At 48.4% G+C, this 26,719-nt stretch carries 16 protein-coding genes and 3 pseudogenes; 4 read left to right on the forward strand and 15 right to left on the reverse strand.

Annotated features, from left to right (window positions below; all coding sequences use genetic code 11):
- Positions 1-13: 13 nt before the first annotated feature.
- Positions 14-859 carry an SDR family NAD(P)-dependent oxidoreductase gene (locus IRJ17_RS18425; RefSeq protein WP_242771457.1) on the forward strand — a complete coding sequence of 282 codons (846 nt, stop codon included), beginning with the start codon at positions 14-16 and terminating at the stop codon, positions 857-859.
- Between the two features lie 156 nt (positions 860-1,015).
- Here the strand turns inward: IRJ17_RS18425 and IRJ17_RS18430 are convergent, their stop codons facing one another.
- From IRJ17_RS18430 to dacB, 4 genes are all read right to left on the reverse strand, one after another.
- Entirely contained in the window at positions 1,016-1,708 is a 693-nt protein-coding gene (locus tag IRJ17_RS18430) for a YheC/YheD family protein (protein ID WP_242771459.1), read from the reverse strand.
- Between the two features lie 38 nt (positions 1,709-1,746).
- Complete coding sequence (gene panD / locus IRJ17_RS18435) at positions 1,747-2,139, reverse strand: aspartate 1-decarboxylase (RefSeq protein WP_122966861.1); 393 nt, start codon at positions 2,137-2,139, stop codon at positions 1,747-1,749.
- Between the two features lie 85 nt (positions 2,140-2,224).
- Positions 2,225-3,289 carry an Ldh family oxidoreductase gene (locus IRJ17_RS18440; RefSeq protein ID WP_242771460.1) on the reverse strand — a complete coding sequence of 355 codons (1,065 nt, stop codon included), beginning with the start codon at positions 3,287-3,289 and terminating at the stop codon, positions 2,225-2,227.
- 185 nt (positions 3,290-3,474) lie between these two features.
- Positions 3,475-6,372: a D-alanyl-D-alanine carboxypeptidase/D-alanyl-D-alanine endopeptidase gene (gene dacB / locus IRJ17_RS18445; protein ID WP_242771462.1), complete on the reverse strand. Its 2,898-nt coding sequence runs from the start codon at positions 6,370-6,372 to the stop codon at positions 3,475-3,477.
- Positions 6,373-6,547: 175 nt separating this feature from the next.
- Here dacB and IRJ17_RS18450 point away from each other — a divergent pair, with 175 nt between their 5' ends.
- The 3 genes from IRJ17_RS18450 (at position 6,548) to IRJ17_RS18460 (ending at position 8,541) form a co-directional block, all read left to right on the forward strand.
- Complete coding sequence (locus IRJ17_RS18450; protein ID WP_122966864.1) at positions 6,548-7,093, forward strand: hypothetical protein; 546 nt, start codon at positions 6,548-6,550, stop codon at positions 7,091-7,093.
- A 365-nt stretch (positions 7,094-7,458) separates the two neighbouring features.
- On the forward strand, positions 7,459-8,001 hold the full coding sequence (locus IRJ17_RS18455) for a hypothetical protein (protein ID WP_122966865.1): 543 nt from the start codon (positions 7,459-7,461) through the stop codon (positions 7,999-8,001).
- Between the two features lie 303 nt (positions 8,002-8,304).
- Positions 8,305-8,541 carry a hypothetical protein gene (locus IRJ17_RS18460; RefSeq protein ID WP_063231262.1) on the forward strand — a complete coding sequence of 79 codons (237 nt, stop codon included), beginning with the start codon at positions 8,305-8,307 and terminating at the stop codon, positions 8,539-8,541.
- Positions 8,542-8,858: 317 nt separating this feature from the next.
- Here the strand turns inward: IRJ17_RS18460 and IRJ17_RS18465 are convergent, their stop codons facing one another.
- The 11 genes and pseudogenes from IRJ17_RS18465 to IRJ17_RS18500 all read right to left on the reverse strand — a co-directional run bounded on the left by IRJ17_RS18465 (position 8,859) and on the right by IRJ17_RS18500 (position 26,669).
- The gene (locus IRJ17_RS18465) at positions 8,859-10,781 is read right to left on the reverse strand and encodes a copper amine oxidase N-terminal domain-containing protein (protein ID WP_173597387.1); all 1,923 of its coding nucleotides are present in this window, start codon (positions 10,779-10,781) and stop codon (positions 8,859-8,861) included.
- Between the two features lie 21 nt (positions 10,782-10,802).
- Positions 10,803-11,867, reverse strand: a complete 1,065-nt coding sequence (locus tag IRJ17_RS18470) for a S1C family serine protease (RefSeq protein WP_242771464.1) — start codon at positions 11,865-11,867, stop codon at positions 10,803-10,805.
- A 612-nt stretch (positions 11,868-12,479) separates the two neighbouring features.
- Positions 12,480-12,791 (reverse strand): immunity protein TriTu family protein, encoded by a 312-nt coding sequence (locus IRJ17_RS28345; RefSeq protein WP_423751970.1) that lies wholly within the window; start codon positions 12,789-12,791, stop codon positions 12,480-12,482.
- A gap of 1,592 nt (positions 12,792-14,383) precedes the next feature.
- Positions 14,384-14,749: a hypothetical protein gene (locus tag IRJ17_RS18475; protein ID WP_242771466.1), complete on the reverse strand. Its 366-nt coding sequence runs from the start codon at positions 14,747-14,749 to the stop codon at positions 14,384-14,386.
- A 691-nt stretch (positions 14,750-15,440) separates the two neighbouring features.
- Positions 15,441-15,791 (reverse strand): hypothetical protein, encoded by a 351-nt coding sequence (locus IRJ17_RS18480; RefSeq protein ID WP_242771468.1) that lies wholly within the window; start codon positions 15,789-15,791, stop codon positions 15,441-15,443.
- A 6-nt stretch (positions 15,792-15,797) separates the two neighbouring features.
- Positions 15,798-16,562, reverse strand: a complete 765-nt coding sequence (locus tag IRJ17_RS18485) for a hypothetical protein (RefSeq protein ID WP_242771470.1) — start codon at positions 16,560-16,562, stop codon at positions 15,798-15,800.
- A gap of 3 nt (positions 16,563-16,565) precedes the next feature.
- Positions 16,566-19,190: an RHS repeat-associated core domain-containing protein gene (locus IRJ17_RS18490; RefSeq protein ID WP_242771473.1), complete on the reverse strand. Its 2,625-nt coding sequence runs from the start codon at positions 19,188-19,190 to the stop codon at positions 16,566-16,568.
- 591 nt (positions 19,191-19,781) lie between these two features.
- Positions 19,782-19,865, reverse strand: a pseudogene (locus IRJ17_RS28350) (IS3 family transposase); the annotation flags it as partial.
- Between the two features lie 74 nt (positions 19,866-19,939).
- Positions 19,940-20,311: pseudogene (locus tag IRJ17_RS18495) on the reverse strand (transposase); the annotation flags it as partial.
- A gap of 90 nt (positions 20,312-20,401) precedes the next feature.
- Positions 20,402-20,542 (reverse strand): annotated as a pseudogene (locus IRJ17_RS28355) (IS110 family transposase); the annotation flags it as partial.
- Positions 20,543-21,224: 682 nt separating this feature from the next.
- Entirely contained in the window at positions 21,225-26,669 is a 5,445-nt protein-coding gene (locus tag IRJ17_RS18500) for an RHS repeat domain-containing protein (protein WP_242771476.1), read from the reverse strand.
- Between the last annotated feature and the right edge of the window lie 50 nt (positions 26,670-26,719).

Consider the following 26,719-nt stretch of genomic DNA (forward strand, 5'->3'; position numbering starts at 1 on the left):
TGCGAAGGAGTAGATGAACTTGAAGAGACTCGCTGGGAAAATCGCTCTCGTAACCGGAGGAAGTCGAGGGGCAGGACGAGGGATCGCCATTGAACTCGGGAAAGCCGGAGCAGTCGTTTACGTGTCGGGAAGAAGTTTGCGAGGGACTACTACCAACGGTTTTCCAGGCAGTATTGATGAAACGGTCGAGGAGATTCTGAAAAATGGTGGCGAGGCATACGCATGTCGTTGCGATCATACCCGTGATGAGGATACGCAAGCTTTGATCGAGAGAATCCGCCAGGAACAAGGACGTCTCGATATACTTGTGAATAACGTCTGGGGACTGCATGACTTGGACGTGAATTTACAACCGAAACCGTTCTGGGAATATCCGCTGAACATGTGGGATGCTATGTTTCAAAGCGGAGTACGTGCACAAATAGCGACAAACCATTATGCGATCCCGCTTATGCTGGAAGCTGATTCTGGGTTGATCGTACATACCACTTTCCGGGATCAGGATAAGTATTTAGGAACTTTCTATTACGACCTTGCCAAGAATACGATTAACCGCTCCGTGTTCGGACTCGCTCATGATCTCAAAAACACGAAAATAACGGCGGTAGCGGTCTCCCCTGGTTGGATGAGAACAGAACTGGTATTAAGAAATTTCAATACAGATGAAGATCATTGGAAGGATGTGGAGGCTCTTAAACATACGGAGTCGCCGCATTATATTGGGCGCGCTGTGTCTGCCCTGGCAGGGGATGGCGAAGTGAAGCTTAAAAACGGACTGGTCCTGCAAGTGGGTGATCTTGCCCGGGAATACGGATTCACCGATGTTGATGGACGATTTATCCCCCCTTTTCTCATCTGATCCGTTATACAGCAGAAACCTTTCTCATCGAACGACAAATACTTGTTACCCAGAATCCACATGAAAGCCTTTTGAAAAAAGAGAACCGCTTGCCCTCAGGCTTTTTCGGCCGTCGCAGCAAGCGGTTCTCTTTGCTTTTCAACGCGCTCCACGCACTCAACGCTTCCGCATCGCCAAAATACGCCTGTAAAAAGTCTGATCCCGAAGCTGCTGGAACAAAGATAGCGACGGGCGAAAATTCGCTTCGATGATCCACGGCTTGCCGTGAATGTCGATCCCCATGTCCAGGCCGATCTCCCGCAACGTCGGGTACGCCGTTCCCAACCGTTTGGCTGCCGCCATGGACACTTGCCGAATTTCTCCGAGCAGATTCGGATTCGCTGCAATGTTCGACTGCTTGATCGCCGTGCGAAGCGGCAGCACTTTTCCGCGGCTGCGGGCGACGTTCGTCACGACGAAGCCCGGCCCGGCGAGTTTGGCTACCCATCCGGTAATCACCCAGGGAGAGTGTTTCCCTTTGCGCTGGATCATCACGCGGACATCAAACGGCTTTCCGTTGATGCGCCCAAGCGGAATGCGCGGTTGAAGCAGATACGTTTTCGGGCGAAACAATGATTTCGCATATTGGACAGCCTTTTCCTTGCCTTCGACTGTCCGGCGGTGCTTGCCGCTATGAATCAAATAACGGTCGTCTCCCAAATCGGTCAGCTGGATAATCCCGGCCCCGCCGCCTCCCCCGGACGGCTTCAGCATGACACGCTTGTAGTCCGCTGCGTACTCCCATAACGCTTCAGGAGAAAACAGCCGGGTTCTGGGCAAATGCTCACGCAGGAACTCATCCTGAACCATGTGCTGGTGCTTGCCCCATTTTCCTACGTTTGGCGCTTTTATGGCAATGTCTCTCCATTCGTAATGAGATGGTGCTCTTCGACTTTCGTAATGCGATTTTGTTCATCCACAAACACGACCTTCGGCACCAGCTGGTCGCATTCGCTCTCCTCGAACATGCCCATGCTTAAAATGATGACGATGTCGCCGGGGGAAAACAGATGGGCAGGCGGGCCGTTCAAACAGATTTTGCCGCTTCCTTCCGCTGCTGGCAGGGCGTATGTTTTCCAGCGCGTCGCGTTCCGCAAGCTGGTGATTTGCACAATTTCGTAAGGCTTGATGTCAGCCGCTTTCATCAGGGTTAAATCAATCGTAATGCTGCCGACGTAGTCAAGCTCGGCTTGCGTCACTGTCGCCCTGTGGATTTTGCCTTTGCACATGTGGCGTTGCATCGGATGTTCACTCCTTTTCAAACCGCTGACATCAGTCTATGTGCGAGAGAATGTCCCGGAAACCACTGGACAGCGAAAGCTTTGCTCACACCCGATAGACTGCTTGCGCCAGATCGATTCCGTAGCCGGAACACAACTTGTTGAGATCCTCCACCACCGTCTGCGTCAAAGGAATGCCATCCTGCTTATGCGCTGCCATCTTTCTCTGCTCGATTTCTCCCGGAATCAAGATTTCCGCCACATGGGCTGCACGCGGAACTTTTTTGATCTCCCGGATATATTCGTCCATCTTTTGCAAAAATGCGTCCACAGGTAAAAAGCGCTGCACATCGATGCACAAAAAGACGTGTCCGATGTTTTGCGGATCATGCCAGTTGTCGTACAAGCTTTTGACACTGGCTCCAGCCGCAGCTCCGGTCAGCAGCCCGCATAAAATATCGATGAACATCGAAAGCCCGTAGCCTTTTGCCCCGCCGATCGGCAAAAGAGAGCCGAGCAACGCTTTATGCGGGTCATGCGTTGGCAAGCCGTCCGCGTCTATGGCCCAGTCTTGCGGGATCGTCGTCCCTGTTTTGGCTGCCAGAGCAATCTTGCCGCGCGCCGCAACACTTGTCGCCATGTCCAGCAAGTAGGCAGGTTCCTCGCCCGCAGGAATGCCGATCGCGATCGGATTCGTTCCGAAAAACGGCTGAATCCCTCCCGTTGGCGCCATCGCGGAAGGGGCATTCGAGAGGACGAGCAAAATCATGCCTGCGGCAATAGCCTTCTCGGCGTAGTACGAACAGGAACCGAAGTGATTGGAGTGCCGTACGCCGACAAATCCGATCCCGTTTTGCCGTGCCAGTTCCATCGCTTCTTCCAGAGCAGCCATCCCGACGACCGCTCCAAGCTGATTTTTGCCATCGATAAGAGAGGTCGCTCCCTGCCTGGTGACCAGCTCAGGTGGCAGCGAAAGCTCGATCAGCCCCGCCTCGATCCTCTGCACGTAAATCGGCAGCCGCGACAGCCCATGGGACTCGATCCCGCGCAAATCCGCATGGACAAGCGATTCGGCTACCATTCGTGCATCCTTTTCCCTGACACCCGCGCGAGAAAGGATGTGTGCAGCGACTTGCTCCAACCCCTGCCAATGAAAGCGTGTAGGGTTCAACTTCGCTTCCCCTCCCCGATCTCTTCGTTTTTGTCGCGTTCTGCATCTGGATATAGATATGAAACCAGCCGAGCGACCGTCACTGGCATTGACCCAAACCTGGACGAAAAGCCACCTGCACGCGGCCACCCATAAAAAAGAGAAGCCCGCTTTTGTCCAAAGGGCTTCTCCATCTGCCTGCCAGCTTATTCGTACGCTGCGACAATCGACATGATCCGGTCTTGCAGTTCCATAAAGAAATCTTCATCCTCCACATAGCCGTTCATGATGATGGAAACGACGAGCCTCTCCCCGCTTTGCGTGGTCAAATAGCCCGACAAGCTGTTCGCACCCGTCATTGATCCGGTTTTGGCATGAATCGTTTTGGCAGCAGCCAGATCGGTCAGCCTGTTTTTCAGCGTACCGTCCACGCCCGCGATCGGCAGCGACGCGTCAAAAGCAGCAAAAGACGTTTGCTTCGCCATCCCTTCCAGCACGGAAGCAAGGTGACGCGCCGAAATCAGGTTGTAGCGGGTCAAGCCTGAACCGTCGACCATGTCAAAATTCGTTTTGCCCCCAAACGACGCGACTGTTTCTTGCACGACTTCCGCTCCTGCTGCGGCACTTCCGGTTCCTTTTTTCACGGCTCCGATCGTCTTCAGCAGCATTTCCGCGTAAAAGTTGTCGCTCTTTTTATTCAAATAGGCGACGATATCTTTCAGCGGCAGCGAAGTAAATTCATGCCATTTGACAGCGGATGGCGGGACAGTTTGCACGATCAACTGGCTGCCCGGAGCGAACTGAATGCCTTGGCTTGCCATCGCTTCCTGCAAAACGGTTCCCGCGTACTTGGCCGGTTCCTCTACAGGTACGCGCTCGTAGTCGCCAGGATGATCGAGCGGAAGATTTCCGGTCAGCCGGATCGTATTCGTTCCGCGGTCGCGCAGGATGGCAAACGTATTTTCCTGCCCGGCCTCTACTGTTTTCGATTCGTTGACAATCGTGACGTAGTTCGTTTTCGGCAGCAGGTTGAACGCGACAGCCTCGCCCGCTTGTTTCGCAGGCTTATATTCGACCATGACCGTCCCGCGATTCAGCGCCAATGCCCCGAGTGTCGGGTTGTAGTAGTAGCTTTCGTCATCCCATGCCCAGCCAAGACCGAGCCGTTCCTTGTCAAAAAAGCTTTCGTCCAGCACGAGATTTCCGGTGACTTGCCTGATTCCTTGCTGCTTGATCCACGCTGCGATTTTCTCTATCGTGATGCCTTCCTGCACTTGCAAAGCGTTTTCGGTAGAAATGGTCGGATCGCCGTAGCCTTTGAGGTACAGATTGCCTTGCTGGACTCCGTTTTTTGTTACAGGCGCATCCCCGTACAGCTCGGTTTTGTAGACGTAATTCTCCCCGAGCTGGGACAGCGCTGCGGCCGTCGTCAGCAGCTTGAGATTGGAGGCGGGTGTGAGCAGCGCGTCCGCATCCTTTTCGTACAAAATGGCTGCGTCTCCCGTTTTGTCCAGCGACTTGACGATGACACCTGCCGTTACCCCGACTGCTTGCGGCTGTGCAAACAACGGATCAAGCAGCACGGAAAGCGGATAGACCTTTTCGCGGGCAGGTACATAGCCTTCCGGAGCAGTAATCTGCGGGTAGGAGGCCAACAGTGTGCCTACGAAGTCTTGCAGCTCGCGCGCGTATTTCGACTTGTAAATCCCGTTGATCAGGATGGAAAAGGCCAGCTTGTGCCCGTTTTTCGCCGTGACGTAGCCAGACAAGCTGTTGACTCCACCCATGGAGCCTGTTTTCGCCATCAAGTTTTTTTCCGCGTCTGTCGTAAGCATGCGGTTTTTCAACGTACCGTCTACGCCTGCAACTGGCAACGATTTTTCCAGCTCGACGCCATACGTCTGCTGCTGGGCAAAATCAAGCAGCTTGACGATTTGCTCTGCGGTGACCAAGTCAAAGCGCGACAATCCCGAGCCATCTACCTGCCGAAAGCCCGTGTCAATGCCAGCCCGCTTCATGACGTCCGCAACGGCTTCGCTGCCCGCTTCTGCGCTGCCTGTTCCTTTTTCCGTCGCCCCCAATGTTTTCAGCAGCATCTCGGCGTAAAAGTTGTCGCTTTGCTTGTTCAATTCCACGACGACCTCGCCGAGCGGCATGGAAAGATGCGTGCGGAACGGCACGCCGGATGTCACGCTCGTCTTTTTGATTTGCGTGGAAGAGCTGAAACCGATCCCTTGGGCGAGCAATTGCTGCTTCCAGATGTCTCCCACAAACAATGCCGGGTCTTCCAGCGACACATCCTCTTCATACGGCTTGGCGCTCACCCCGATTGTTCCTGTCAGCAAAATCTCGTTTTTTCCGCGCGGGCGCTCGACGGTGATGTCTGTCTCCGCTCCTGCAACGGTCTGCACCTGGTTGTTGATCTTCACATATGTAGTAGCCGGTTCCATCGCCATTGTCGGCGGTGTATTGGCAGCCTTCCCCGGCGCAATCGCGATCGTCACAAAATTTTTATGCACCGAAAGCGCGCTGAGCTGGGCACTGTAGCCATACGGCTCGTCATCCCACATCCAGCTGACGCCAAGCCGGGTATCGTCAAAATAGCTTTCGTCCAGCAGCAGGTTGCCGTCGATCCGTTTGACACCTGCTTCTTTGACCGCAGCAGCCAGCTGTTGCAAATCCGCTGGCATCAAGGTCGGATCGCCGTTGCCTTTTAGCACCAGATCGCCCGCTAAAACCCCGGCGGCATTTACTTTTCCTTGCAAAAAGACGTCTGTCCGCCACTGATAGTCCGGCCCCAGCTTATCCAGCGCAGCGACTGTGGTAAACAGCTTCATGTTCGAGGCGGGAATATAGTTTCGCTCGGCGTTGTGCCGATACAAATACGTTTTGTCCGTCAAATCGTAGACGGCAATCCCCGCATACATCCCCATGCTGTTCTCATCGTTTTTCAAATCGGTCAAGTATTTCTCGATGCGGTCCGTGAGTGCGTCCCTCGTGCCGATGTCCTCTCTGGCAAAAGCAGGTGACACGGCAAACTGCAACACAAGCAGAAGCAAAAGAAAACAGGTACAGACGCGTCGAAAGACAACCAACTGATTCATGTGACCCTCCTCGTCTTAGTCTTGACCTTTTGCGAGAAATCCAAAGGATGAGCCAATCATAGCATTTATTTAGATTTTTCTAAATATTACTATCCTACTATTACGCTCGCGGATGAAGCGTGATTCCCTCGACCATACTATCGACATGACTACAACGAGCGAGGAGAACTTGTCCATGCGATATCGCCTGCTAATCCTCATCATTTTGCTGTGCGCCGTCATTCTGCCTGTTTCCGCCGAGACGAGCATCGGTCAGCTTCACGTCCCGACGACTGCTCTGTCCAGTGCCAAAGAGCTCGTCAGCCAAAGCGACCTCATCCTCATCGGCTGGATCGACAGCGCTCACAAAGCATACCCGACAGGCCGGACCATCAGCCAGGGCAAAATCGTCAACTACACGCAAACTTTGCAAGTGAAAAAAGTGTTCAAAGGCTCCTCGTCGCGCTTGGTGACGGTACTCAGCACAGGAGTGGAACCGTTGCCCGACGCTTCCAGCCAGCTGAACCTCACCTACACGGGACCGCTTGGCGAAGGCAACTACCTGGTCTTTTTGCGCAAAGTAAAAGGTTCCTCCTCCCTTTACTCTCTCTCAGGACTGTGGCAAGGTGTCTATCCCTTGTACCAGGGCAAAACAATCGCCTTGCAAGGCGTCGGCTTTTCCGAGTTCAACCAGCTTTCGTGGGAAGAAATCGAGCAAAAGCTGAAAGCCATCCAGCCGTAAGTGCTCCTCAAACGCCAAAAAACCGCTCTCATTACAATGAGCGGTTTTTGGCATGCACTCCAAGTCAGCTTCTCATGACGTAAATGAAGATCACCATCGACACGGCACAGGCAAGAACACAGCCGACAAAGCCCAAGATGACCCATTTGTTGTTCGTTTTCGGTTCGTGTTTGTCGCTCATAAAAACTTCTCCTCGTACAAGCATTCCTCTCTATTATAGGATTGTTTCGGCTGAAAAGGAAACGGGAAATCCAATTCAGGCAGTTGTCACACATATAAGCTATGGATTATATGTTGGTTTATTGGTAAAATAAGACGGGAACAATGCTGTCTGTCATGGAAAAATCCTTACAGGAGAGTGAACTATGACACGAATTGCCCTCTTTTTCTGTTTGCTCGCCCTTTTTGCCACGAGTTATTTTCTGACCGACGATTCTTCCCCCACTCCGTTGCAAGCCATTGAACAGATGAGAGAAGAAGTCGGCACCGTGTTGCACGAAGCAAGCACGGATAAAGGTACTTTGTTCTTCCTCGTTCATGAGGATGGCCAGATCCACGCCGAATTTGCCAAGAAAACGATTCTTGGCTGGAAATGGGGCAATGGCGGCAGTCACGCCATTCCCGCCGATTCCGAAATGTCGCTGTACGATCCTGCCTTTTCCACCCAATACGTCGCCAACGGAAAAGAAAACCCGTTCGACTCCCCGTTCCCAATGCTGTTCGGCGTCATTCTCGATCCCGCCATCGACAGCCTCGTCGTCGTGAGCGACAAGACTGGAAAAGAGATTCAGGCGGAGATTATCGACAGTGAGCTGATCCCGTTTCGATTGTGGTATGCACAGATTCCCGTGAAGCAAGGGGAGGCGTTTACGGTGACGGCTTTGGGGGAGGATGGTGGGGTGATTTAGTTAATGTTGTGATAGGTATAGCTTCGCTCCACCCTCGGGACAACCGAGGGTGTTTTTTTCTCCAACCCCCAGTCCATCTGGTAATATCGTCATCTTTTACAGCGGATGTTCATGAATAAAAAAGAAGAAACCATGCATTCAAGATTTGATGCATGTCCGGTTACTGGAGTAATTGAAATGAGTGCACCTGAGGATGAATTTTTCAGAAGTTGCTAGATTGGTTTAACAGCACGTAACTAGCCTATTAAAATCTCTTTTCCAAATGGTATAATTTAGGGAGTAAAACTCCCAAGGAGGACTTATATGGCCAAGTATGGATGCAAATGTGGAAAAACCCTTTCCAACTCTCTATGCCCCAATGACATACAATTGAAAGTATTCACTGATAAACAGTGGGAGCAATTATATGAAAAGAGTTTTATCACGGGTGATGACTTTCCTGATCCTGAATATGATGTATGGCGTTGTCCGGACTGCAAAAGAATCTACGTTTTTGATGGAACCAGATTGATCATGCAATATGTACTTGAGACCGATTAAAGATAGGTTCGCTAATCGATTGCGCTTTTGTGAATTTTTGAACACTCCTCGTCTTATTATCGGAGGATTTATTGTGAAGAAGCTAATGATTATTTTCTTGCTGAGTTTTGGACTGCTGCTCTTTCTTGGGATAGGTCTTTTAACCATACAATACTTCAAGGTTGAGCGAGTGTTGATTATCAATTAAATTGAAGCTTTCATTTTGCATTCATTGCTCTACAAGAAAAGTCCCTGGCACAAAAACCAGGGACTTTTGGGATTCCTCCATCCGTCATCAAACGCAAGTGCCTCTGCTGGATGACGGATCAAAGCTGTCTTTATTCGATTACTTTAAACGAATTTAATACCTTCTCCATCCGCTCCTTGGTAGCAGCCGTACTGTAAGCATCGCGAATCGACCAGGAAATATAGTAGGAATACTTGCCTTTCGGGAAAAGGTACGCTGTCCGCTCATACCTGATGCCCTCTTCTTCTCCCTTGATCACAAATTTCCTGCCCGACTCGCCATGTACGGTCACTGGCTTGTTTTCCACCAGCGAGGTTTTCTCACTGCCGCTCGTTTGCATTTTGAAGATTGACGTGAAGCTTTTTTCTACCTCGGAGTAGCTGTCCTTGAATACAAACAGAGTAAACGCGCCGCCTTCAAACAAGTACGACTTGCCGATCAAGCTGCGGCTATCGACCACGTCCTCTTGCCAATACTCGGGGATGTCGATCGCGTACTTGTACTTGCTGTCCTTGATCGTCGCCATCTTGTTTTTGTCGAGCAAAATGTCATCCTGAATGAAGCCAAGCGACTGGTTCATTTTTTGTTCATCGATGGACAGCGAACGGCTGATGGTGTTGATCATCTCCAGCGTTTTAGCCGGATCGGCCGTTTTGTTGAACGCGAGCTGCAAGTGGAACTTGTATTTTCCTTTGATGAAAAAGATGTGGCGCTCCTGGTATTTGTTTTCGCCATCAAAGGTGCCGTAGTTCCGCTCCCGCGCCGTCACTCCGGCGATTGTGGTAGTCGTTGCGTTTTTATCGACGTCAAGTGCACTCTCGGCATACATCTCGCGATACATTCGTTCATGCTTGGCTACCCAGTCGTCGAGCTTGTCGTTTTCAGTCGCCGAGGTCACGCTGAGCTGCATCCACTGATCGCCGTCGTCATTGCTGAAAGCTGCCCCGCTATCGCCGCCTACTTTTTCCCAAACAGCGGGCACTTTGATTTTCAAGCCAAAATCTTTGTAGTCGAACCAGCGGTAGCCATTCTCGACGTTGGACAAATCTTTGATGGACTTATCCTGTTTGTCAAAATGGGCCGTGAAGCTGTCCAGCATGTCTTTGTAACCTTTGTATTTCGCTGGATTGTTGAAGTCCGCTTCGTTGGAAACACTCAGTGTGATCTCGTACACTTTGTCGCCTTTTCGGTAAGCGCGGCTTTCTGCCATATAATCTTCTTCATCCCGCGAAACTACTCGTGCATAGGAAAGGCCATCTTTCTCGACATACTCTTTGGACAAAATCATACCGTACTGATTCTCGGCCAAAAACTTGACCAGCCCATCGTTGGACAAGTTTTCCGGCTGATCTTCGTACACCTGCACGTTCAGCCAAAACGTCTCCTTGCTGTCATGGAAGCTCGCGTAATTGCCCTTGTAGCTCTGGTAGCCCAAGATCAGCTCTGTCGGATACTTCATCGACCAGCCATAGTAGCTGTCGCCGACCTTGGTCTTTCCGTGGTCGGAATCAAGCGAACTGTTGGACGCAGCAGTACCTTGTGTGGAAGCGCCCGTAATCGTGACCTCTCCCGTCTGCTTGTTCTCGCTCACATTCGCGCCTAAAAACTGCGTAACGAGCGTCACCGGCACCATCGTCTTCCCGTTTTTCAGTTCGGGTGCCACCGAAAGTACGATTGGTTGGCCGTTCAGCTTGGCGTTTTTGTCGCCTGCCTTCAGTGAAATCGTCTTCTCTCCCGCCGTCAGTTCAATTGTCTGCGTCTGGTTGTCCCATTGCAAAGTCGCGCCAAACGCATTTGTAATGATGCTGAGCGGGATCATCGTCGTGCCGCCTACTACGTACGGCTTCTCGATTGTCGATGCAGCTCCATTGATCGTTACGCTCTCCTGCCCTACTTTCAGCCGGACATTCACGCTGCCCCCTGCCGTGTCAGCAGCATGCACCAGACCGTTATTCAGCAAAAGAGGCACGAGAACGAACGATACCGCCGTCATTTTTTTCCATCCACGCAACATAATTGGCCCCCACTTTATTTGTTATTTTTTCGTTTCTGCAAACGTGACGTTCTTTTTGATCAAATCCCCGTTCGATTGGGTCATGATCTCGACCTTTTGTCCGGGCAAATATTTTTTCAGCAACTCATTGAAATCAACGATGGTTGTAATCGACTGATTGTTGATCGAGTAAATGACATCCCCCGGTCCGATGCCTGCTGCCGCAGCTGGCGAGCCTGGCTCCACCCGCACGACCCGCAGCGGCTCCTTCGTCGGCAAACCGACGACAGCAGCCCAGCTCTCCTCCAGCTCCGCTCCGAAATACGGCCGCTTTACTTTTCCGTATGTAAAAAAGTGATGCAGCACATATTGCACCGTATCCGCCGGAATCGCGAAGCTCAAGTTGTCCACACCAACAGAAGCGAATTTGAGCGAATTGATGCCCACGACCTCGCCCTTCATGTTCACAAGTGGCCCGCCGCTGTTGCCGGGATTGACCGCAGCATCTGTCTGAATCAGTCGGTAGGTAGAGTTGACGGAGCGATTCACCCCGCTGATAATCCCAGACGTCGCCGAGTTGCGCAACGAAAAGGAAATCGGCGTCCCGATCGCCACCACCGTCTCGCCCATCTTCATCGCATAGTTCGTTGCGAATTTCGCCGGGGCAAGCCCCGTCGCTGCAATCTTGACCAGCGCCAGGTCGCTCTCCTCGTCCATATTGGTCACTTTGCCACTGTATTGCTTGCCGTCGAGCGTTACGACCGTCAAATTGGACATATTTTTGACCACATGCGCATTGGTCACGATCCAGCCGTCCGCCTTCACGATCACGCCTGTTCCGTGCGCAAGGTTGAAGCGGTTAGTCGAATTTGCTTGCTCCGTCGGCTTCCCGATGATCGCCACCACACTCGGTGATGTTCGCTGAATCACATCCGGGATGTCGTACGTTGCTGCTGTTTTGTCTGACGTTTTGGCCGGAGCCGCTTTCGCTTGGGTATTTCCGGCTGCGTAGGCAACAGACCCAAACGTTACTACTGGAGAATGAAAATGAAAGAAAATAGCCGCTAAAGCTCCGCTCATGATGAGCGTTTTGTACCTCGAACGCATTTTGTCTCACCCTTTCTGCAAAATCTCGCTTTTCCCGTTCTCGGGAGCACCGCCTCCTCATCCGGCATAGTGGGAAAAAAGTTGGCAAAAGAAAAAGGCCATTCACGAACCGAATGAGCCTTTTACCTGATAAACATTCCGTTTGGTACGTTCGATAGGGCAGCCCAGCCATTGATGTTCGAGGAATGCATCCCTACGGCATGTCGCTTGAAACGCACAATCTCCGGGTCCAGATGCCTAGTGTTCCTTATGCCTCGATACCTAATGTTGGTAATATTGTAAGTTATCTGCTTAGGATTTTCAAAAGATGTTTTTCTACAGGAATCGACATTTTGTTCTCTACTTGGCTTGCGCTCTAAACTTTTCCAGTTCAACAACCCATGCCTCTATTAATTGCTTCAATTCTGTTGTTTCAATGGTGTACTCTACGTCCGCTTCGTCTTCCAGATGCTCGAATAAATAATTGACGACTCTCGTTTTCGCTGGCCCGACTTCTATTCTGCAAGCATTTCCTCGCGTTTCTTCGTATGGAGAAGTTCCTTTTAGGACTGAATCAATTAGCTGTGGTTCCCGTTTTTTAGCCTGAGACAATCCCCACCAACCAATGGTGTCCTAATTTTTCAACATATAGTGAATATATGGTTGGACAATTTTATTAAAGTCAACCTCTTCGTCCAAACCATCTTTATAATCATGGATGACTGTTTCTACCGTATTCGCATCAACGATTAGTGCCTCCATCATCCCCGATCTCCAAACACATATCGTACTTGCATAATAATCATTCTCCAAATATATTCTTTGAGCATGATCTATGAACTGTTCTTGCTCACCACGTGATTTATCAATTTCAACTTCAAAACCTAGTCGTTGAAAGTCACCCTTCTTTTCTGCAATCCATAGTAAAAATTTGTTATCAAGAATTTCTTCTCACCGCTTGCTTTCATTTTCTTTTTTTCTGCAATTAGTCAAATCTTTGCTCGGCAGGCGGCTCTTGAGTATAGAAGTGGCTTTATTGTTCACCTTGTTTTTCTTACCATAAGTCGTTTCTTGAGAAGATCGTCTTCGTCCCACATTATGGAAATTCATGATATATTCTCAGCATCTATTTATACGCCCGATTTCTTATTCCTCAACAGCTCCACATACTTTACTCTTCATCGTCAAGATAAGGTGATTTAAGAAGCTCAGCAAACAGCCCTTTTCCAATAATCTCTTTTATGGTGTCGCTACAGTTAACGGAGCATCCAATGTACATGTAATACTCAAAGCCAAAATGAACAAACATTTTCTTATCAGATGTAAGCTTGCACCAAAGCTTCTCCCTTAATATAAGTTTGCATAGGTTTCTTAGATTTTCCCCGCTTACTATCTCACCTTCCAAAAGATTATGAAATAATGCAACCATCTCGGCCGTATAAATGGAACGATGCTTATCAAAATGAAAGTTTAGATCGTGTCTCTCTAAATTGATTACTTGTAACTGTTGTATCTGTAAATCTTTCATAATCATTTCTATCGTAAAGACATATTGTTCTTCTGTTTTTTAGTAGTCGTGGATCGTTAATTCTCTTCCATGATAAACGTTGCCAATATCGCTAACGGAAGTCCATTCTTCAATTAAATATCTCCCGTTTCTGTCGCGGTTAGATGGATTGTATTTTGTTATTCTCCAGGAGTACTGCACCGTTATGTTATCACTCCTTCAGCCTTTTCCTCTATATTAAAATGGATTGCATTGTCGCTTTATGTACATGCATTTTGAACTGCTTCCGACAGTAAAAGCCCGCTTTCCTTATCGTACAGCTCCCCCGCTAATGCAGATTGGGGGTGAACTCTAAAAAATTGACCATCTTGGGGCAAACGCTCTCATCTTCGAGGAATGCAGTAATTACATTTCCCCCTCACCGATAACCCCTTTCAAATTGCTCACTCTTATTATTTATCATGGAATATACCCCACTAGCGCACCTTGCGGAATTGAATTTCTATGAAAACTTCCTTTTGCCATAAGTATTTCATCCTAAAATTGTTTTAAATCCTGCTTGTTTAGGGCCTATAAACAAGGTTCCGCTTGGCCCTGGATTTCACCACATCACCGTAGCTATTGTAGTAGGAGGAATTTTTCAAATTTGTCGTAGTGTTTGCGCCAGATCAGTTGGTTGCCAGAAACATTCCGAGCTTTCACGTAGCACGACATGCTGCCAAAGGTTGGCTCCCGAATCAGCATATCACGTCGAGGCAATTGTCATGACAGTACCTCGACGGAAAGCTTCTTCTCTCTCATCTCAAGATAGAAGCTCTCTATCTCCAGGGGATACGAACATTGGACGAGCCACACCGGAGAGTAGAAGTATTCATTCATTTTTTACAATAACAAGCGACCACAAAGGAAATGGAACAAGCTGACGCCGGTTGAGGACCGACGCCAGCTTGTAGCCTAGGTCTTTTTTCAGTGTCTATCAAAAAGGGACTTGACCAGTTCGAATAGGGATAAAAATCCTAACAATATTTTCCTAATTATCCGAAATGATTTCCTTAATCCTGGGCAAAACCATATTTACAAATTTTCCAGGTGTACTTTCCCGGATATATAAACTGCTACCAAGATCTTCTTCAAGATGAAATAATTCAAATGAACGCTCGGATAAATTTCTTCCTTTCTTTAAAACCACACATGAAAAAAGCCCATTGTATCGTAAAGCTTGAATGACTTCGTCTTTGCTAATTGCATAATACCATGCTGTTTTTGATGCAAGATCGCAATCTTCATCGGGAGGGAAGAAATCTATCCATTCATCATCTTCAATTACTAATCTATCTCTAATAAATTGGTTACAATTATGGCAACTTGCAATCACTCCTCCGTTAAATAGAAACATATCCCCTTCTTCCAAAAAACAATTTAATACCTTGTATTCAACTTCATAATCAATAATTTCATGATAATCATTAATTACTAAAAACCCTTGTAATTACTTATTTTCATTATTTGAAACACCTGTTCACTTTCATCTAATTTTTATGATATTGCAAGTCAACATCAAATAGCCATTTTTAGTTGCACTAGTTACTTTTAAAGCATGTTTAGTTGAAGCCTTCTCTCAAAATATTCTGCACAAAAACCCATTCCTCCTCGCGTTCCAAGTCGGAATAGGCTACATAATACTGATATTTGTTATTAAGTCTGACTCCTACTTAAATTGCCTCAAAACGCTTTCTTATATAGATGCTCCAAGTCAGCCCTACTATTAGCAGCAATGCTCCTGGAATTCCCAACAAAAGGGTATACAAACTACTAAACCATAAAAAAATAATGAGCCAACACAAATATGCAACTCTGTTCTTTTTTAACAATAGCAAAATCCCAATCACTATTATTAAAGCAGGAAAAGGAAACACTACCAGCTTTACTCCTTCAAGTGATAGGAGAAGTAATGTGCTTAATCTTCTTCTGACGTATATTTCCATTGTACTTTTGAAGCTTAGACAATAAAAAACTCCCAAGCCTTCTAAAACAAAGTCTTTTTAGAGGTTGAGAGTTTAATTTCATTATTTAGTTTCCATTAAAACTTAATATTCTTCTCCTTCATCTCCAATAACATATGCTTGTAGTTTTTCCGCAATCTCTTTTAATTTTTGCATTGCTATCCTATCTGGATTTTTGGTCACAATACGCCCATCTTTATAAATGAAATAGACAGACTGCTGCTCTGATTTCCCCACCTTGGGGGTCCAAACTGCAATACCATCCCCGTAAGCATAGAAAATTTCCGAACCAGACCCTAGTTTTACATCTACGTTGCTTTCCAAATTCATACTCGTGTCATGTAATACGAGATTTTTCCATTCTTCAAAAGAAATAGGGTTGAATTTACTTCGGATCCAATACTTGTTTCTGGTGACATGAACATCATATCCCATAAACATTCACCTCGAGTTATGTTTATTAACAATCTCGTCTATATTCATATAATCTCGGAAAGCCCACTGCCTTCTTCTGTTTTCTTCCTCATTATAGGCAAATGGATCATTATAGAGTTTAATTCGAACAGTCCCATCTGAAAGAACGTACTTTTCCTCGCACTCCAAGAATGTTACCATTTTCTCCCTGTCTAAAAAATGAAAGTATTCATTCCCATACCACATCATCCAGCATGACCCAAACCACAACCCCTTATAAGTTCGGTTATGACCAGGGAATTGTGTAACATCTATTATCAATTGTTTTTTTAATTTCGGATGAGGAATGATTCTGATTCCATCCAAAGACTGATGAAATTTTTTATATAAACTTATGCTATCATTATTTTGCCAACGACGATCCTCTTTTGAAACAAGATACGCATATACCCCGCCCCCAATCTCTTCAAAAATTGAGGTGATCGATTCAGTAATCGTACTGTCTCGAAACGTACCTTGATCGATTAAGCCAGTTAAATGTATCTTTTTATCTGCTGATACATTAATAGTCAGACTATTACCCTCTTCATTTTCATCTGAAAGAGTATCATAAAAGTCTTCATTCTTCTCCCATACATTTACCAGATGTTTCTCAATTTTTTCTTTTGAATATTCATCAAACATAACTGTACGAGTTGGTTGAAAAAACAGTATTTTATCGATGACTTTTAAGAGGGTAGCTTGGCTCAAATTTTCATTTTGCAAAGATACTGCCAAAGCAATTCTATCCATTATCTAAAACTCCTCCACCTTTATAATAATTCCAGGATATTTCGTTCGCGTCTTTAGCTCCTCGATATCGATAGTATCTTGTTGGCCAGCTTTAACACGTATATCGAGTATTCTATTCTCTAGTTCAAGATATGCCCCATCTACATAAATATTAGCATCTCTTAATTCGTAAACATACATACTCAATTGTGTATACATCATTTCCTTACTATAACTACTTGTATCCATTGTTTTTAAACTAACTACAGTATCCTCATTATCAAAAAAATCTATGACTGGAAAGTAGCCGTTATTCAACCTTCCTACATGATCCCAATCTTCATATTCGTTATCTGAAACTGCTAAGAATGCTTCTATTAAATTCCCACGTTCTGTCGCCTTCATATCCCACACAGTTCTTTGAAAATATTCTTCAGCTACTTTATTTCCTATAAATGAGAACGCTTCTTGAGAAGCTTTTTCTTTTGAACTTGAAGATTTAGCCGCAGACTTACCAACTGAATATACCATTTCCTCCCACCAACTAGGTGTAAAAAGTAATATTTTATCAACTGCCCGATTCCTGTGACTTCCTTTCCAAGTAACTGCATGATTTCCTGTCGGATCAAAAAACCGCAACGGATTATTATGCACATACGTATACCGATTCAACGACAGTGGATTATCCACTTGCCCCTTAACCGTATCCTCCGACACAAACCTCCCCATCTTCGGATCATAATACCGCGCCCGCAAGTAATAAAACCCGCTCTCCTTGTCGTACATCTCCCCCGCATACGCAAACGGATTCGGCATCGTTTCCTTGACTTTGTCCGCAATCAGGTTACCCCAGATGTCATATTCATACGTATTTAGGGCATTTCCGCTTGGCCCCTTGATCTTCACCACATCGCCGTGGCTATTGTAGTAGTAAGTGCCTTCTTGATTGGTCGTGTAGTCCTTGCGCCAGATCAGTTGGTTACCGAAGACGTTGCGGGCTTTGACCCGGCCATCTTGGGTTAGTTCCTCAATCACTTGGCCGTTCAGGTACACGTAGTGGGTGGTGTCGGTAACGGCTCCAGTCTGTTGCTTCGTGGCACGCAGGCCGCCCGGGTAGTACGTGTAGGTCGTGGTTCCTTTGTCGTCCTTGTATTCGGTCAGGCGGTTGAACAGGTCGTGTTTCAGTTCGTACGAGCGCGTTGAGTCTGCGGGCTCATTGGCATAGGCTTGGCGGTTGCCGCGGCGGTCGTAGGCGTACTGGCGGGTGTTGCCCTGGATGGTTTCTTCCTTGATCCGGGACAGTTTGTCGTAGGCGAATGTGCCGTAGGTGGCTCCTCCGCGCTTTTGACTCGTGATGTTGCCAAACAAATCGTAGCCGTTCGTCTCGCTCCAGCCGTCCGCGTGATTGATCCCGGTAATCTCCGCAAAGGAGCTCATCGTTTTCTGCATCGCGTTCGGTTGGCCGGGGTACGAAACGGTGTTGGTTTCGCCGCTGCTTTTGATGTCGTACGTGTAGGCCGTGGTGCCGACGCTTGGGATGGTCACGGTACTCAGACGGTCGGCGCTGTCGTAGCTGTAATCGACCCGCATGGAAGGGGCCGAGCCGGATACCGCGCTGCGCGACGGGTAAATCAGGGCGTCGATGGCATCGTCCTGATCGGCGTGTACGAGCTGGTAGTCTTTTCCCATCATCGTCTGGTTGTTCAGGCGGCGGAACTCGTCGTAGCTGTAGCGGACGGTTTGGCCGTAGTTGTTGGTTTCCGTCAAAAGCGAGCCAGCGAGCGGATCGTAGGTGCGTTCTTCGTAGAAGCCATTGCCAGCAGATACTTTCGTCATTTCGTAAAACGGCGAGTATTGGTAGCTGAACAGGACGCCGTTTTTGTCCTGGAAGGTTTTGACCGAGCCGTTTTTGTCGTAGGTGTACTGCTCGGCTTTGGTTTCCGGGTTCTTTTCTGATAGCTTCCAAGACAGCGCGTTATACGTGTACACGGCGGAGGTCGTGCCATTTTCGACGACGGTGACGAGGTTGCCGAGTCCGTCGTAGCCATATTCGTTGACGTTGTTCTCCGGGTCGCGCAGGTAGACGAGTTGGCCGTTGGCGTCGTAGCGCAAGGTCCAGCGTTGCGAGGTGCTGCCGTCGGTCACTTCTTTGTCCGTGACTTTTCCGAAACGGTCTGTCTGGATATACGTAATGCGGCGCTTTCCGCCTTGCTGCTCGGTTTCCTCGGTGCTCTCTACCCGACCGTACAAATCGCGGTAGGTGGTGACGATGTAGCCGTTTGGTGCCACGGTTTGTTCGGTCAGGCGCGGCAAGTAGCTGCTGCTGTCGCGGTAGGCGTTGTTGCGATGGGAGCGGGTCGTTCCGAGAGCGTTCGTCGTTTGGTAGACAAAGCCGTCCCAATCGTAAGCATAAGAGGTGCTCTTGGCCTGGTTTCCGTAGGGAATCGTGCGGCTGACCTGCAAACCGTCTGGCGTAAACTCGTTTTCCACGAGCGGGCGCGTGCCGCCGTTTTTCCCCTTTTGCTCCTGGTAGGCGATATCGCCATACGGAGTGTACGACGAGTCTGGCAAGGTGCGTTCGACGATCCCTGGCCCCGCCGTCTTCGTGCCAGTGGCATCGCCATTATAATGAGTTCTTTTATGTGCCAATCTATCGCCTTGGAACTTCACCCAACATTACGAGTGAAAGGTCGTATACTAGTAGTTGATCAGTACGTCACATTGAACTGTTTTTTTGAAACTACTTTTCGCATAGAGATACTGTTGTGATGATATCTATCATTGAGGGCTGACTTCCATATCGTAACAGCCCTTTATTATTCGGAATGGTTTACACGGATTTATGTGACATAGTAGCTTATTACTTTATATAACCCGCTATTTTAAGTAACGTAATATTTGCAGGAATAAGTAGTTCATGTCTCTGGGATTCTCCATCAACCGTGTCAGTAAAAAAACATGTTTCACAATGTCTATACAATCTCCCTCTCGTTATTGATATCAGCAAGGATTCTTAGATGATCACTATTACATTGTGGACATACTTCTGATGAAGTAAAAGTCATGATATCTTTTACTAAACTTGATAGTCTCCATAAAATTTCAAATTCCGACTTTGGTTTTCGAACCACGTAGTCTTCAACAATCGTTTTAAAGTCATCACCTGTAGAACCAATAACATACATTTCAGGAGAAATTGTAGTGACAAATTGAAAAAATGTTTTTTCATTCTCTGGAAATCTTTTTCATCAAGCGTCCAATCCGCCGTCTGGAAACGATCCATCCTTCTTTTTGTAGGGTTGCCTTGATCTTTCTGGTTCCATACACGCGCTGATTCTCATCAAAAATATGGATGATTGCTTGCTCCACCTCATCATCGATAGATGGCTGCTGGCTACTTTCATAATAGTAGGTACTCCGATTCACCTTGAGGATGGTGCACATGGCAGACACGGGGTATTTATGTGCATTGTGCCGGATCACTGTTATTTTCGTCCGAAGATCAGCGCTGCTTGCTTTAAAATATCGTTCTCCATCTTCAACCGTTGATTTTCCTTACGCAACGCCATGAGTTCATTTTGTTCCTCTGTTCGGTTGTCCTTTTCTTTGAAGCAACCTGTGGTTCTACTCTGTTTGACCCAACGGTCAAACGCAGATGCACTCAGATCATATTCTCTCAAAATATCTGCACGTGGTTTGCCATTTTCATAAAGCTGAATCATCTGCTGTTTGAATTGATCTGTAAATGACCGACGCTCACGTTTCCCCATGACATTCTCTCCGTTCCATGTCGATTTGATTTCAATCTACTAGACCCTAAGAGAATTGTCCAATTCAGTGTAGCCGCTCCAAAAGGCTCTATTGCTATGTTTACGTAAGAATTCTGCCAGTTTTTCGACGCTTCCCCCCTTCAAATGATGAGGGGAAGGGTAGTTTCCCCAAAACTCTAACACTGTCTTGCCGTCAATCTGTGAGAAAAATTTTTTGTAGCTGGGGTAATGACTTATAATTAAACGTCTCACAGTAAGTTTGACCACCTTGTACGGAGTTGGTATTTTATTGTCTGTCAGCCAACTATAGCTGACTTAGTGTGATAATCACCGTTTTTCTGTTATACAAAAGAAACCCCAAACAAGTAGTTGAGTACTCATTTAGGGTAAAAATTTCATTAGATTATTTATTACTTTTCTCAGATTGATAGATCACAAATATCTTGCCAGTTATCTTCCGTCACTCATCAAGGTTCTTCCTTTAGGAAATAAACTAGTCAAATACATTGTTATCCTCTTCCGCTGTAAAGAAGATAAAAATAAATATAGCTGTTTATTACACATTATGGTGAATATTTTAATACATAACAAAAAATCATCGTCCACTATACCATCAAAATTCAGTAAAATTTCATAGTACCCTATATTTTTATTTTGATACCTGATTGGAATATATAATTTTACATGATTATAATCCAATTCAGGATAATTCAGGTAACTAATTGAGATAGATTCAACCTTTAAGTCAAGTTGGGACTTATCAAAATTTGCAAGTACTCTTCATATTCAAGAGGATACTCAATTTTGTAACTTTCAAGATTCCGCCAAAAACTACTATAAGCTTTATTTTCTGCATCATACTTCAATATCCATTTTTTTAGATCAGAAGCACTAAACATTTGCTCTCCCCCTTTTATTTATGTGTTTTTTCAAACATTCTCCAAATATAGTGTCCTGTTTTTTCATCATAGTCTCCTAAGAGTCTATAAGCTCCTCCTTTCCCCATTATTTTCACTTCATACATGTACCCTTTAATACCATTACCAGATAGATGTTTGATGCCATTCATTCCCTCAGCACCTACAAACCCCTTTGACATAGCTCTAACGAACTTTTTGACCCCCATTTCTCCAAGTGTGTCCTTCATTTCTTTGAATGTCGCTCGTTGAATCCATGATTTTACAATTGAACCTGCTGCTCGAGCTTCTCCTTGTGGAGTAAACAAGCTTGCAACAAACAGCCCATTCTGTAGTTTAGTATCATCTTCAATCTTAAAACTATGGTCTAAATCATTGACCACACTAAGCAATTCGTCTCTTTCCCATTTGTCCATACTTCCAATTGAAAAAACATCACTAGCAGCTTCTGTAACTTTTTTTGTACCATTTAAAAACCCGCCGATTCCACTATTCATTTTTGTCCTTATCTCTTCTGCTCTTGCATGAATAGCTTGTCTTTCGCTATTAGTTTCCGCAAAATGATATAAAATAGTAAGATCAAGAAGATAGTTTTGTACAGCATAACTATAACTTGAATCACTTTGTTGCCAATGCCCCGTGGGATCGACAAACCTCAACGGATTATTACTCACATAAGTATATCTGTTAAGCGACAACGGATTATCCACTTGCCCCTTATACGTATCCTCTGACACAAACCTTCCCATCTTCGGATCATAATACCGCGCCCTCAGGTAGTAAAACCCACTTTCTTTGTCATACATCTCCCCCGCATACGCAAACGGGTTTGGCATCGTTTCCTTGACTTTGTCCGCGAGCAGGTTGCCCCAGATGTCGTACTCATACGTATTCAGGACGTTGCCGCTTGGCCCCTTGATCTTCACGACATCGCCGTGGCTATTGTAGTAGTAAGTGCCTTCCTGGTTCGTCGTGAAGTCCTTGCGCCAGATCAGTTGGTTACCGAAGACGTTGCGGGCTTTGACCCGGCCATCTTGGGTCAATTCCTCAATCACTTGTCCGTTCAGGTACACGTAGTGGGTGGTATCGGTTACGGTTCCGGTTTGCTGTTTGGTGGCACGCAGACCGCCCGGGTAGTACGTGTAGGTCGTGGTTCCTTTGTCGTCTTTGTATTCGGTCAGGCGGTTGAACAGGTCGTGTTTCAGTTCGTACGAGCGCGTCGAGTCTGCTGGTGCGTTGGCGTAGGCTTGGCGGTTGCCGCGGCGGTCGTAGGCGTATTGACGGGTGTTGCCCTGGATGGTTTCTTCCTTGATCCGGGACAGCTTGTCATAGGCGAATGTGCCGTAGGTGGCTCCTCCGCGCTTTTGACTCGTGATGTTGCCAAACAAATCGTAGCCGTTCGTCTCGCTCCAGCCGTCCGCATGATTGATCCCGGTAATTTCGGCAAAGGAGCTCATCGTTTTCTGCATCGCGTTCGGTTGGCCGGGGTACGAAACGGTGTTGGTTTCGCCGCTGCTTTTGATGTCGTACGTGTAGGTCGTGGTGCCGACGCTTGGGATGGTCACGCTGCTCAGACGGTCGGCGCTGTCGTAGCTGTAATCGACCCGCATGGAAGGGGCCGAGCCGGATACCGCGCTGCGCGACGGGTAAATCAGGGCGTCGATGGCATCGTCCTGATCGGTGTGCACGAGCTGGTAGTCTTTTCCCATCATCGTTTGGTTGTTCAGGCGGCGGAACTCGTCGTAGCTGTAGCGGACGGTTTGGCCGTAGTTGTTGGTTTCCGTCAAAAGCGAGCCAGCGAGCGGATCGTAGGTGCGTTCTTCGTAGAAGCCATTGCCGGCGGACACTTTCGTCATTTCGTAAAACGGCGAATATTGGTAGCTGAACAGGACGCCGTTTTTGTCCTGGAAGGTTTTGACCGAGCCGTTTTTGTCGTAGGTGTACTGCTCGGCTTTGGTTTCCGGGTTCTTTTCCGATAGCTTCCAAGACAGCGCGTTATACGTGTACACGGCGGAGGTCGTGCCATTTTCGACGACGGTGACGAGGTTGCCGAGTCCGTCGTAGCCGTATTCGTTGACGTTGTTCTCCGGGTCGCGCAGGTAGACGAGTTGGCCGTTGGCATCGTAGCGCAAGGTCCAGCGTTGGGAGGTGCTGCCGTCGGTTACTTCTTTGTCTGTCACTTTTCCGAAACGGTCTGTCTGGATATTCGTGACACGGCGCTTTCCGTCTTGTTGTGTCGTTTCCTCGGTGCTCTCTACCCGGCCGTACAAATCGCGGTAGGTCGTGACGATGTAGCCGTTTGGTGCCACCGTTTGTTCGGTCAGGCGCGGCAAGTAGCTGCTGCCGTCGCGGTAGGCGTTGTTGCGATGGGAGTGGGTCGTTCCGAGAGCGTTCGTCGTTTGGTAAACAAAGCCGTCCCAGTCGTAGGCATAAGAGGTGCTCTTGGCCTGGTTTCCGTAGGGAATCGTGCGGCTGACCTGCAAACCGTCTGGCGTAAACTCGTTTTCCACGAGCGGGCGCGTGCCGCCGTTTTTCCCCTTTTGCTCCTGGTAGGCGATATCGCCATACGGGGTGTAGTACGTAATAACCCGCGACGAGTCTGGCAAGGTTCGTTCGACCACCCCTGGCCCTGCTGTCTTGGTGCCCGTGGCATCGCCATCGCGGTACGTGTACGAAATCGTGCGCGTTGATCCCTGGTTCCGATAGCTCTCGGAAAGGAGACGGCCCAGCGTGTCGTAGTCGTAGGTGACTTTGCCCCCGTCCGGGTACGTTTGGCTTTTGACCTGGCTTTGTTCATCAATGTCCAACGAGAAAGTCAGGACGTCGGTCTTGCCGCTTTCCAGCTCGACCCCGGCCACCGTGATTTGCGTTGGCTGCAAGCCGTAGGCGTCGTAGGCGGGAAACGTTTGCGTTCTCGTCTTGCCGCCGAAGTTTTCCGTGACCGAGTACAGCTGTTTGTTCGTGTATTCGTAGGTGCGCTCTGTCGTCTGGCTTTTGTACCCCGCCAGATTCGCTGGATACGAGTGGATCTCCGTTTCTTTTCGCAGCAAATACTGATCGTTGTACTCGTAGGACAGATTGGAGTAATACGGATCGCCGGAAGCGGCGGTCGCTTGCGTCCGCGTCGCCTTCAGCAAGGAAAAGGTACGGAATCTCCCTTGGCTTTCCAGATCGTACGTCCATGTCGTCAAGATGCCGTCTGGCGCGAGTTGTTTGACCAGATGCCCGTACTCGTTGTATTCGTAGTACGTCTCTTGCGCGTAGTTGTTGAGTTTGGCGGCGTACGCGGCGCGCTTGGACAGAACGGGCTCTTTTAAATAGGACGAAAACACATCCGGGTCGGACACGGAGACGGGTTCCAGAAATACGTACTGGTAGGTCGGCTTCGTTTGGCGGCCGGAATAGGCATAGGTGGTATACGTTGTCGGGTTGTACGATACGGCATATTTCGCCCCCGCAATCGACGTTCCTCCCTGGCTGATTCCGGTCGTCTTCGCGCTTCGCAGCAGCGGCGTTCCGTCTGCGTTGATGCGGTAAAACAATGAGCGGGTGTAGCGGGACGGCTCCGTTTCCGTGACCTGGAACGTATCGCCATGCCGATCGGCCATGTTTTTCAGCCGGGGCAGCTGCTCTTTCGGCATTTTCCATATTTCGTAAAAGGTGTCGTTGTCGGCATAGCTTTTTTCCAAACGGTACGTGTTCGTGCCTTTTGGCGTTTGCAGGGCGTAGCTGTACGTGACCTTGTTCACCGGGTGATAGGAGACGTAGCTGAGGGCGTAGCGGTCTTGGAACATGCGCACCAGTCCGTCTTTGATCGACGTCTGATCGAGTGTGTATGGCCGATACTCATACTGGATCGACAGCCCTTGCAAAGGATAGCTGGCCTCCTGCATGAGCAAATAGTCGAGTTCCTTCCGCGTCTTTTTGTCTTCGGCCCAATATTTCGGCGACTCCTGGAGCGCCTGATCCGTTGCGACCTTGTCCAACGTGTACTTTTTGTTCAGATTGAAATAGGCCATTCCTTTGGTGCGCGGGTTATGGTACGAGTAGCGGGCGGTGGTGTACGCGCCGTTTCCTTTGCCGCCTGGCGGGAGCACCTCTACACGAGTGAGCTGGGTGTAGATGGCCAAGCCCGATTTTTGTTCCAAATGGTAGCGGATGTGCTTGAGCACCGTCGTCTCCGATTTGTCCTTGTAGACGATCAGGTCTTGGGTCCGGTCGTTGACGCCCCTTCTTTTCAGGACCACATACCGCCCGACGCTGTCCTCGATGGAGATGAGTTCGCCGTCACTACTGACCGTGTACGTGATTTTATCGCCGTAGATGTTCGATTTGACGATCGTCCCTCTCAGCAAGTCAAACTCGTAAATCCAGTTGCGGAAGGACAAGGTGTAGTTGCTGTTCAGTCGCTCCACGGAGAAGCTGGCATCTTTGTACGGATAATTGACAAACTGGTTGTAGTGGTATTCGAGCGACGTTCCGTCTTCGAGCGTAATAAAATAACGGTTGCCCGCCGGCAGATCATAGATCCGGGTCGTGTAGATTTCTTGCCCCGGGTTGCGGGAATCGTCGCTCACGGAGGCGGAGTGCTCGCGGGAGACGATCTCCAATTTCGGCACGTTGAAGTCCCAGCCGGTCGCAAATCGTTCCGGAGAGGAATGGGCTTCGTTGCCTGTCTCGGTTTCGTTCCAGCCGGGCACGCTGATTTTGCTGCCCAGAGAATGGTAGCGGCGTTGCAGGACCACGTCCAGGCCATGTTTGCCTTGCAGGTACACATCTTGCTCGACCAGATTGGCCGCCCGGTACACGTCGTCTACCGACGATTCGGTCTTGGAGCGGGCGAAGTGAAACTCCTGCTCTTTTTCCGTGTACTGCGTAGGCGGAAGCGGCGTCGCTGCCTGGATGTCCATCATTTCCGCGAGCTTGCGGATTTCCGCCATTTTCGCCGGGATAAGCGGTGTGAGCTTCTGGAGCAACTGCTGTTGGTCCGGCGTCACCGATTGATAACGGGAAAGAAGGTCCGTGTCGGTGAAGGCTTTGGCTTGCGCGCGCTCTTCTTCGGTGAGGAGCTGTTCCAGATCCGAGTAAAAATAGGCCGCGAATGTCAATAGCTCCCGGTCAAACGTGCGGTGGATTTCGCTGGCGGTGGAAGCATCCAGTTGTGTCCAGGGCAGCTTGGCGATATCCGCTTCGGTAAAGGTGGTCGGATCGCTTTTCGCGGGTTGTTGTTCGATCGGAACAAGCTGCTCGTCCGCGATGGACTGCTGGAGTTCGTTGGCCACAGCTTCCGGTGTGGATGCGGTGTTGGTAGTGTCCTGCGATTCCTGTGGGAGCGGCTCTTGGGACGGTTCGTTGGCCAGGGCTGCTCCTGGTGGGAGCAGGGTGATGCATAGGGCCAGGCAGAGAAGGTAGATGAGTGCTTTTATGGAAAGGTGTTTCATAGGGCCTCCATCATGGGTAGTAGTCCCCCCTTGGTGAGAAGGGGGGATTG

The sequence above is a fragment of the Brevibacillus parabrevis genome (genome assembly GCF_022701015.1).
GTDB classification, from domain to species: domain Bacteria; phylum Bacillota; class Bacilli; order Brevibacillales; family Brevibacillaceae; genus Brevibacillus; species Brevibacillus parabrevis.